Below are 9,354 nucleotides of genomic sequence, written 5' to 3'. Positions count from 1 at the left end.
ACTGCAAGCGTTCGGTACGGGTGAATGATCTGTTGCCTTCCTGTGGGGCCGGCTTCAGCCGGCCTTCTGAAGAAGTCAGGCTGAAGCCTGACCTACAGAAGAGTCAGAGGCCGGCTGTGACCGAAGGGAATCCCGCGGGAAAGCCGGCCCCACAGGAAGAGGGAACCCCGGCGCCGCGCGATCGTTCTGCTCGCTACAACACAAAACGTGTCATCTGGCTATCATCCGCTCCAGTTTCACCGCCTGCCGCGAGTCCGCCGATGCTTCACCGACGAGATCTGCTGAAGTCTGCCCTGCTGCTGTCTGCCGCGAGTGCGCCCGGCGCGAACCTGCTCGCCGCGGCGACGAGTTCCTCGCAACCCGCCACGGCTTTCAGCTATGCCCAACTGAAGGGCGAGGCACGGACCCTCGCCTCGCGCGCCTATGAGGCGCCGAAGAATCTCGCCCCCCAGAAACTTCAGAGCCTCGACTACGACCAGTACCAGTCGCTGCGCTTCCGGCGCGAACGCGCGCTGTGGGCCGACACGGATCGTGGCTTCCGCATCCAGTTCTATCACCTGGGCCGCGGCTTCAAGGAGCCGGTGCGCATGTTCGAAGTGGTGGACGGCAGCGCACGCGAAATCCTCTATCGCCCGGCCGACTACGACCTGGGCAAGAGCGGCCTGTCGGCGCGCGATCTGCATCCCGACCTCGGCTTCGCCGGCTTCCACATCCAGGCCCAGACCGACTGGGCTTCGGACGTCGATTCCTTCCTCGGCGCGAGCTATTTCCGTGCGATCAGCAACGACTGGCGCCAGTACGGCATTTCCGCGCGCGGCCTCGCACTCGATACCGCGATCAACGGTCCCGAGGAATTCCCGCGCTTCACGACCTTCTGGTTCGAACGGCCGCCGCCGAATGCGCGCACGATGACGCTGTATGGCCTGATGGATTCGCCGAGCGTCACCGGCGCCTATCGCTTCATCATCACGCCGGGCGTGCCGCAGGTGATGGACATCGATGCCGCGCTGTATCCGCGCAAGAGCGTCGAACGCCTCGGCATCGCGCCGCTGACCAGCATGTTCCAGTGCGGCGAGAACGACCGGCGCATGGCCAACGACTGGCGCCCGGAGATCCACGATTCCGACGGCCTGTCGATGCTCACCGGCAACGGCGAATGGATCTGGCGCCCGGTCGTGAACCCGGCCGGCGTGCGCGTGAGTTCGTTCGTCGACGAGAATCCACGCGGCTTCGGCCTCATGCAGCGTGATCGCGACTTCAACAACTACCAGGACGACGGCGCCATGTACCACCGCCGCCCGAACCTGTGGGTCGAACCGAAAAGCGGCTGGGGCAAGGGATCGGTGCAGCTCGTCGAACTCACCGCGCCCGATGAAACCTTCGACAACATCGTCGCGATCTGGAATCCGGCGACGAAGATGCAGCCCGGGACGGAAATGCTGTTCGGCTATCGTCTCTACTGGGGCACACAACCGCCGCTCGTGCCGCCGCTGGCGCATGTCGTGGCGACCCGCACGGGCATCGGCGGCGTCATCGGCCAGCCGCGGCGCTACTACGCCGGCCGCTTCGCCATCGATTTCGCCGGTGGCGAACTCGCATCGATCCGCCCCGGCGAAGTCGTCGAACCGGTGATTACCGCATCGCGCGGCCAGATCGAAGTGACTTCGGCGCGTCCGCTGCATTCGATCGACGGCTTCCGCGCGATGTTCGATCTGCGGTTGACGGATGAAAGCACGGCGCCGATCGACCTGCGCCTGTTCCTGCGCAAGAACAACCAGCCGCTCTCGGAAACCTGGCTGTACCAGTGGACCCCGCCGAGCATGGCCGAACGTCGTCAGGCACTGCAGCTGACGGGCGCGCAGCTCGAGTAGCGTTCTTCCCGCGGGCTGATCCGCTTCCTCCTGTAGGTCAGGCTTCAGCCTGACAGTTCTCAGGCCGGCTAAAGCCGGCCCCACAGGGAAGAAGAGCCGGACAAATCCCGGCTTGAAACGTCAGCCTGTGTCACCTATATTCCCCTCTGTGTGAAATAACACAGGCGGCCGTCCATGCATGCCCACCTGAAAGATCTGCCGACCACCGCCCGGACCCGGGACGAACGAGTCGTCCTGGCCCGCGCCGTGACTCGCCTGTTCGAACTCTGGCAATTACCATCGGCGGACCAGTTGATGCTGCTCGGCCTCAACGAAAGCAATCGCATCGCACTGCAGCGCTATGCCAAGGGCGAGGCGCTTGCCGCCAACCGCGACCTGCTGGAGCGCGTCGGCCACCTGCTCGGCATTCACAAGGCGCTGAAGCTGCTCTTCCCGAAGAACGCCGAGATCGCGACGGGCTGGATGTCCTCGCCCAACACCCGCTTCGATGGCGCAACGCCGGTCGACATCGCGCGTCGCTTCGGCTTCGCCGGCCTGCTGATGGTGCGCGGCACGCTCGACCGGATGCGCGGCACGTAAATGGCCGCCGGCAAGGACGCTGAACTGCGGGTCACGCGCGATTCGCAGGGCGACTGGCATCGCAACATCGTCAGCCTGCGCAAGAGCGTCGAGCTATTCGCCGACCTCATCGACGATCCGCGCGACATCGATGTACTGGTGCGTCACGAAATGGCCGTCAAACAGGCCTACCAGGAACCGGCGATCATCCAGCGGCCGTTCGAAGATGCGGCGAATTACGACGCCATCGCCGCCGCCATTCGCTGGCCTTTCGAACATCCCTGTCACTCGCGCTATTCGAGCGGTTCCTATGGCGTCTGGTATGGCGCCGCATCCATCGAAACGTCGGTGCGCGAGACCGTGCATCACTTTCGCCGCAACACCCTGGCATCCGCGATTGCAGCACAGAGCACCAAGCCGATCGTGCAGGAGCGGCGCGTTCATCTGATTCACTGCAACGCGCTGCTGGTCGATGTGCGTGCGCGCACGCGCAAGGAGCCGCAACTGCTGCATCCCGAGGACTACTCGTACTGCCAGACACTGGGCCGCGAACTGCGCGAGGCCGGCATGCCTGGCGTGCTCACGTATTCGGCGCGACAGGCGAAATCCGAAGTGGTGGCCGTCTTCACGCCGACGGTGCTGAGCGAACCGCGCACCGTCTGCTACCTCACCTACAAGCTGTTCGCCGATTCGGGCAAGGTGATCGTCGAACGCTCGCCCGGCAGGACGGCGTGGGAACTGGAGCCGCCGCCGACGCGATGATTCACTTGCGGAAGCGCGTCATCGCGCTTCCCACGGATCGCACAGTGCCAGCGTCTGCTCTTGTTCCGCGAATGCGCCCGAGCGCAGGAAGCAGACCGTCTGCGCGATGACCACGCGGCGTCGCATGATGAACGTGTGACTGGTGTGGATCACGCGAAAGTCCTTCATGCCTTCGAGTTCCGCTGCGGCGACCGCGACCTTGCCATCATCGGCGCCCGGGATCAGCAGCGACAGAACCGGATTCACCGATCGGTCGCCGGTCAGCACGCCGAGTTCGAATGTCGCAGGCCCCAACTGGTTCGGCACGGAGTCTGCGGCCGTCGTGAGCTGGCCGGCCGCCGGCGGTCGCAGATCCTGCGCCAGGTGCAGACGTCCCAGTACATCGGCGAGTTCGCTGCCCTGATTGGGCGGCCCGAGCATCACGACGCGTCCGACGTTCGGCAGATCGCCGTTGGCGACGAGCTGTCGTACGAGGATGCCGCCCAGCGAGTGCGTGACGAAGTGAATACGCACGGGCGAAGGCGAAAAGCAGCGTTCGATGGCAGGCAGAACGCGCTCGCTCGCGATCTTCGCGATGGGCAAATCGAGCGACGCATAGTCGATGTTGCAGACCTCGAAGCCGGCGCGCTCGAGCCCTGCAGCCATGCGTGACATCGAGCCCGCCTGTCGTCCCAGGCCATGCAGCAGGACGACGCGTTCCGTCGATGCAGCGTCGTCCGGCTCTGCGGCACCGGCGCTCGCAAGCCCTGCGAGGAGCAACAGCGCTATCGCGCAGGCTCGACGAAGGAACGTTCCGGACGAGGTGAGCAACACGGACTGGAATGACACACACATACGGCGTGGGCGATCTCGCGTGGCGCGGCCGGCTGCCGCGGCGGGCAGACTGCCGCAAGGCCGGGCGGCGCAGCCAATCTGGTCCCGGCGGTGACACCACGAGAAACCGACGGTATCGTTTCGTGATACCGGAGGAGACTCGCATGGCCGATTCACGCACCCTGCTGCGCAACCTGAAAGCCCGCCTGCGGGCGGACGGCGTGACCTATCGCGAACTGGCGCGGCGGCTGCACTTGAGCGAACCGACGGTCAAGCGCGACCTGAGCCGCGGCGGCTTCTCGCTGCAGCGCCTGGACCGTATCTGCGAAGCCCTGTCGATTTCGCTGGAAGAGCTGCTGCAGGATCCGCGGGGCACGCGCCTGCTGACCCAGTTGAGCGACGAGCAGGAACGCGTGCTGGTCGCCAATCCCAAGCTGCTGCTGGTGAGCTACCTGATCGTCAACGACTGGAAATTCCCGGAGATCGTCTCGACGTTCCAGATCGGCGACGCCGAACTCATCGATCTGGTGCTGCGGCTCGAAAAGCTCGGCATCGCCGAATTCCGCAAGCCGCAGCGCCTGCGCAAGCTCACCGCCCGCAACTTCTCGTGGCGCAAGGACGGACCGGTGCATGCCTTCTTCGTGCGGCGTGTGGCGCCGGAATTCTTCAATGCGCGTTTCGACGGCGCCGGCGACGAGTTCCGTTTCATCGGCGGCCTGCTCTCGGGCGAATCGCTGCGACGGTTCAAATCGGGCATCGAACGTCTCGCCGCGGAGTTCGAAGCGCTGGCGCACAACGACGCGCGATTGCCGCTGGCCGAGCGCGACGGTTGTACTGCGATCCTGGCATTGCGCGCGTGGGAGTTCTCGGAGTTCACGCGTCTGCGCCGGAGCCGTTCACCCCGGCGAGACCGTACACCGTGACATCGCCCGTTCAGACATCCGTTTTGTCGAACACCTCCTCGACCGTGAGACCGAAGGCATCGGCGATGCGAAAGGCGAGAGGCAACGATGGATCGAACCGGCCGTTCTCGATGGCGTTGATCGAATTGCGCGACACGCGCACGCGGTCCGCCAGTTCGGCCTGGCTCCAGCGCTTCTCGGCGCGCAGGACGTGGATGCGGTTTTTCATGACCGCTCACGCCTTCCCACCATGCCTCGCCACCAGAGGATGCCGGCGACGAACATGCCCACCGTCTGCATCGCAACCACCAGCATGAAGCCCCAGAAGAACGCGAGCTGCACGGTGCTGCGATTGGGCACGCCCGACGATCCGTTGCTGCTCGTGATCGCCAGGTCGACCAGCCAGTTCATGACGGGAGGCAGCATCAGCAGCAACGCGACGGCGATCATCCCGCCGTTCCAGCCATGCTTGATGGCGAACTGCTGGCTGGCGAGTTCCACTTCATCCAGATGCCGCTGGTGCCTGCGCTCCACCAACCCGCCATAGCCGAATAGCAGGATCACGAAAGCGATGGTCACGCTCTGGAGGACCACGGGATCCTGCTGTCTCAACCACGGCTGTACGGCAATGAAACCGGCAATCGCGATGGCGCCCGGCAAAGTCCACAGTGCGAGCCGGGCGCCACGTCCAAGCGCTTTCCTGGTCATGAGAGTCTTCCTTTGTGTATGAGGGATCGCAGACGTCGATTCCGGGAAGGCACAAGGCAATCGGCCCCGACGACAGGGCCAGTTCGTTACAATGTATGCTTCCCAAAAAGCACAGTAAACTTGTCATATTTTGATCGCGATGACAGGTATTGTTTGCACGCCGCGAGTGGCCGCCCGATTCAACAGGTCCCAAGGCGCGCGTACGGCAGATCCCTCCCTCGGCCGAACGAACGGCTCCGCATCCAGAACAGCAAGCGACCGCATCCCTACTATGAGGATCAATCAAGAGGGCGCTGGCGATGGGAGAACTGGGCTTCTGGCTGATGGTGGGCATGATCGTCGCGGCGATGATCGTGGCCGACGCGCTCAAGGAGCGCGAAAAGCAGGCGACACTGCGTGCGCTGCTGGAGAAGGAGGGCAAAAGCGCGACTGAAGTTCTCGCCTATATGCGCGAAAGAGACGCCGCGAAGGATGCGCAGGCTGCACGTGAGCGGGCCACGCAAAGCAGACAATGGAGAAAGCTGGGGAGAAAGCTGGCGGCAGTCGTGACAGGAATAGTCGCATTCGGCGCCGGCATCTATGCATTCGGGGCTGTGCGTTTCGGGCTGTTGAACGGCTCGGGCGCCGTATTCATCCCGCTCGCTCCGATGTTCGGGCTGTGGACGGCAGGCCTGATCATTGCCATTCGGATGTGGCGTTCGGCGAACCAGAAGAATGATGCACCCCCGGTCGCGTGACCCGCGCGGCCGGCTCGAGGATGCGCCTGAGGAGCATGTCGTCGCGCTCGCGATGAGCGGCGACGATGGTGCCTTCAACGAGCTGGTTCAGCGCCGTCAGAAGCGGGTGCGCGACATGCTGCGCCGGCTCTGCGACAACCATTCGCTGGCCGATGACCTGGCGCAACAGACTTTTGTGCAGGCGTGGCGCGGCATCCGTGCGTTGCGCGACCCGGGCGCTTTCGGCGGCTGGCTGAAGCGCGTGGCGGTCAATGTCTGGCTAGCGGAGACGCGTCGTGTGCTGGCGCCGATCGATGACGATGAAGGTGCATTCCTCGCGGTCGCCGACCCCGCGCCTTCACCGGAGCGCCGCGCCGGGGGCATCGACCTGGAACGCGCGTTGGCGCGGCTGGGCCCTGGCGAGCGCCTATGCGTGGTGCTGGCGCACGGCGAGGGCATGACCCATGCCGAGATCGCCGAGGCGACCGGGCTGCCGCTCGGGACCGTGAAGTCGCACGTGCTGCGTGGAAGCGATAAATTGAAGCAGCTTTATGCCGGAGTGAATCGCGATGCCTGATGAGCTCAAGGAGCTATTCACCGAAGGGACCGCGCCCGAACGCGACCCCGCCTTCGCGTTGCAGGTCGCGGCAGAGATCAGGCGCTCACGTCTGCGCAGTCGATTTCTCGCGTTCGCGCTGCGTGAGGCTCCGATGCTGATGCTCTTCGTCGTCCTGTTCGCGGCGAGCCGCGTGATCGCGCCGGTGCTGGCACAACTGCTCGAAGGAGTGCCGCAATTCATGGGTGTGCCTGTGCCGATGGTGGCGTTGGGAGTGCTTGTCGCCGGGCTGGCGCTGTGTGCCCGGCATGGTCTTCCTCTCCGACGCTGGCATGGGTGAATGGACTGACTCCTGCCTTCTTTGTAGGTCATGCTTCGGCCCAATGGCACTGACCTAAGGATTTGCTCTGCCTGTGGGGCCGGCTTTAGCCGGCCTGAAACAGTCAGGCTAAAGCCTGACCTACAGAAAGAAGCCGATCGTAGGGCCTAATGAGTGCCATTGGGGGGAAGCCGGCCCCACAGGCAGGGTGACTCCTCGACGGCTATGCTCGGCGCAACGACGCTCGCGGATGAATACGATGACGCACAAAGATCGCACCACGCTCGACTACCTGAAACCCGGTACCGAAGAGCGCATCCGCTCGCGCGCCGATTTCAATTTCAACGATCGCGATGGCGATCATCGGCTGACGCTGGGCGAATTCCTGCAGTTCATGGCCGACCTGGATCCGGAGATGAGCGAAGAGGAATGCCGCATCGGGTTCGCCGAGATCGACACCAACCACGATGGCCTGATCAGTCTGCGCGAATTCCGCGCCTGGTGGGGCGAGGCGTAGGGTTCACTCGGGAATCAGCGGCGCCAGCTGACCCGGATCCAGATACCGCAACGGCACGATCTCGAACACGCCGGTCTCGAAATTCAGCAGCTCCGTGGCGGCCACCGCTTCCTCCAGCGTCGCGCATTCCACGACGTAAATGCCCATCAGCTGTTCCTTGGTCTCCGCATAGGGGCCATCCGTTACGCGCACCTGCCCACGCGCGCGTCGCACCACCTTCGAGTCCCTGGGGCTCAGTCGCATGACCGGTCCCAGTTGCCGCTGCGCCGAGAGTTGCGCGCGCAGCTGGGCATGGCGTCCCATCACTTCCTCATGTTCCGCAGCGGACCAGCCGGCCGCCTGGTCTTCCGAACCGAAAATCAGAATCGAGTACAGCATTCCGCGCTCCCCTCGTTGACCTGCACCATCTCCTGCAAGGACGAACGACGCAAGCCGAAACGGACATCGCGATTCGGGCTCGCGTCAGCGGGCGATTACGCAGCGATGCGGCACGGAATACTTTCCCCGCCACTGCTTTTTACCGGAGGCGCCGCTGCCCTACTGTCGCGTTCATTCATTTCACCTTCCGGAGCACACGATGGACTATCGATTTCTCGGCGCGTCGGGTTTCAGGGTTTCCGCGCTCGGGCTGGGCACCGGCACGTTCGGCGGCAAGGGGCCGTTGTTCAATGCCTGGGGTACGACGGATGCGGCGCAGGCACGGCGGCTGGTCGATCTCTGTCTCGATGCCGGCCTGACGCTGTTCGATTCGGCCGACGTGTATTCCGATGGCGAGTCCGAAGCGATCCTGGGCGCGGCCATCGCCGGCCGACGCGACCGCGTCACGATATCGACCAAGCTGTCGCTGCGGTCGGGACCCGGTCCCAATGACGTCGGCGCCTCGCGTCATCACCTCATCGCAGCGATCGAGGCTGCATTGCAACGTCTCGACACCGATTACATCGATCTGCTGCAGTTGCATCACTTCGACGCACAGACGCCGGTCGACAGCGTGATGTCCGCGCTCGATGATCTGGTGCGGTCGGGCAAGGTGCGCTACGTCGGCGCGTCGAACTATTCGGGCTGGCAGCTGATGAAATCGCAGGCTGCGGCCGAGCGCCATGGCTACGAGCGCTTCGTCGCCCATCAGGTCTACTACTCGCTGCTCGGGCGCGACTACGAATGGGAACTCATGCCGCTCGGTCTCGATCAGGGAATCGGCGCGCTGGTGTGGAGTCCGCTGGGCTGGGGCCGCCTGACCGGGCGCATTCGTCGCGATCGTCCGCAGCCGCCCTCGCGCCGGCTGCAGGAGACGGCGCAGTTCGCGCCGCCCGCGGATGACGAACGTCTGTTCCGCATCGTCGATGCCCTGGATGAAGTCGCCGGGGAAACGGGCAGATCGATCCCGCAGATCGCCATCAACTGGCTGCTGCAACGTCCGACGGTGTCGAGCGTGCTGATCGGTGCGCGCAACGAAGAACAGCTTCGCGACAATCTGGGCGCGGTGGGCTGGGCGCTCAGCACGGCACAGATCGCGCGTCTGGATGCGGCGAGCGCGGTGCTGCCGCCGTACCCCTACTACCCGTACTGGAACGGACAGTTCACCGAACGTGCACCGCCGCCCGTACCGGTCGAGCGCGCCTGATCCGCGTC

At 64.5% G+C, this 9,354-nt stretch carries 13 protein-coding genes; 9 read left to right on the top strand and 4 right to left on the bottom strand.

From position 1 onward, the window contains the following. Positions 1-260 precede the first annotated feature (260 nt). The 3 genes from V7D81_RS17210 to V7D81_RS17200 all read left to right on the top strand — a co-directional run bounded on the left by V7D81_RS17210 (position 261) and on the right by V7D81_RS17200 (position 3,191). The gene (locus tag V7D81_RS17210) at positions 261-1,871 is read left to right on the top strand and encodes a glucan biosynthesis protein (RefSeq protein ID WP_324318514.1); all 1,611 of its coding nucleotides are present in this window, start codon (positions 261-263) and stop codon (positions 1,869-1,871) included. Positions 1,872-2,045: 174 nt separating this feature from the next. After that, on the top strand, positions 2,046-2,450 hold the full coding sequence (locus tag V7D81_RS17205) for an MbcA/ParS/Xre antitoxin family protein (RefSeq protein WP_324318511.1): 405 nt from the start codon (positions 2,046-2,048) through the stop codon (positions 2,448-2,450). Further along, entirely contained in the window at positions 2,451-3,191 is a 741-nt protein-coding gene (locus tag V7D81_RS17200; protein ID WP_324318509.1) for an RES family NAD+ phosphorylase, read from the top strand. Positions 3,192-3,209: 18 nt separating this feature from the next. On the opposite strand, the gene V7D81_RS17195 is transcribed toward V7D81_RS17200, so the two are convergent. Next, positions 3,210-3,950 carry an esterase/lipase family protein gene (locus V7D81_RS17195; RefSeq protein ID WP_324318508.1) on the bottom strand — a complete coding sequence of 247 codons (741 nt, stop codon included), beginning with the start codon at positions 3,948-3,950 and terminating at the stop codon, positions 3,210-3,212. A 218-nt stretch (positions 3,951-4,168) separates the two neighbouring features. Here V7D81_RS17195 and V7D81_RS17190 point away from each other — a divergent pair, with 218 nt between their 5' ends. Beyond that, positions 4,169-4,927 (top strand): helix-turn-helix domain-containing protein, encoded by a 759-nt coding sequence (locus V7D81_RS17190; RefSeq protein ID WP_324318505.1) that lies wholly within the window; start codon positions 4,169-4,171, stop codon positions 4,925-4,927. Between the two features lie 10 nt (positions 4,928-4,937). Here the strand turns inward: V7D81_RS17190 and V7D81_RS17185 are convergent, their stop codons facing one another. Together V7D81_RS17185 and V7D81_RS17180 are read right to left on the bottom strand one after the other, a co-directional pair. Beyond that, entirely contained in the window at positions 4,938-5,135 is a 198-nt protein-coding gene (locus tag V7D81_RS17185; RefSeq protein WP_324318503.1) for a helix-turn-helix transcriptional regulator, read from the bottom strand. Further along, positions 5,132-5,614: a hypothetical protein gene (locus V7D81_RS17180; protein ID WP_324318502.1), complete on the bottom strand. Its 483-nt coding sequence runs from the start codon at positions 5,612-5,614 to the stop codon at positions 5,132-5,134. The genes V7D81_RS17185 and V7D81_RS17180 overlap by 4 nt, the downstream gene beginning before the upstream one ends. Before the next feature lie 299 nt (positions 5,615-5,913). Here V7D81_RS17180 and V7D81_RS17175 point away from each other — a divergent pair, with 299 nt between their 5' ends. The 4 genes from V7D81_RS17175 to V7D81_RS17160 all read left to right on the top strand — a co-directional run bounded on the left by V7D81_RS17175 (position 5,914) and on the right by V7D81_RS17160 (position 7,722). Then, complete coding sequence (locus V7D81_RS17175; protein WP_324318500.1) at positions 5,914-6,351, top strand: hypothetical protein; 438 nt, start codon at positions 5,914-5,916, stop codon at positions 6,349-6,351. Then, positions 6,329-6,907 carry an RNA polymerase sigma factor gene (locus V7D81_RS17170; RefSeq protein ID WP_324318498.1) on the top strand — a complete coding sequence of 193 codons (579 nt, stop codon included), beginning with the start codon at positions 6,329-6,331 and terminating at the stop codon, positions 6,905-6,907. Before V7D81_RS17175 ends, V7D81_RS17170 begins: the two co-directional genes overlap by 23 nt. Beyond that, the gene (locus V7D81_RS17165) at positions 6,900-7,226 is read left to right on the top strand and encodes a hypothetical protein (RefSeq protein WP_324318496.1); all 327 of its coding nucleotides are present in this window, start codon (positions 6,900-6,902) and stop codon (positions 7,224-7,226) included. The genes V7D81_RS17170 and V7D81_RS17165 overlap by 8 nt, the downstream gene beginning before the upstream one ends. Positions 7,227-7,464: 238 nt before the next feature. Continuing rightward, positions 7,465-7,722: an EF-hand domain-containing protein gene (locus tag V7D81_RS17160; protein ID WP_324318494.1), complete on the top strand. Its 258-nt coding sequence runs from the start codon at positions 7,465-7,467 to the stop codon at positions 7,720-7,722. Between the two features lie 3 nt (positions 7,723-7,725). Here the strand turns inward: V7D81_RS17160 and V7D81_RS17155 are convergent, their stop codons facing one another. Continuing rightward, positions 7,726-8,100: a YciI family protein gene (locus V7D81_RS17155; RefSeq protein WP_324318492.1), complete on the bottom strand. Its 375-nt coding sequence runs from the start codon at positions 8,098-8,100 to the stop codon at positions 7,726-7,728. Between the two features lie 199 nt (positions 8,101-8,299). Here V7D81_RS17155 and V7D81_RS17150 point away from each other — a divergent pair, with 199 nt between their 5' ends. Beyond that, complete coding sequence (locus V7D81_RS17150) at positions 8,300-9,346, top strand: aldo/keto reductase (protein ID WP_324318490.1); 1,047 nt, start codon at positions 8,300-8,302, stop codon at positions 9,344-9,346. Positions 9,347-9,354 lie beyond the last annotated feature (8 nt).

Source organism: Povalibacter sp. (assembly GCF_036735925.1).
Classification (GTDB): domain Bacteria; phylum Pseudomonadota; class Gammaproteobacteria; order Steroidobacterales; family Steroidobacteraceae; genus Steroidobacter.
Note: the sequence above shows the minus strand (reverse complement) of the source record. Positions and strands in the feature narration are given on the sequence as shown.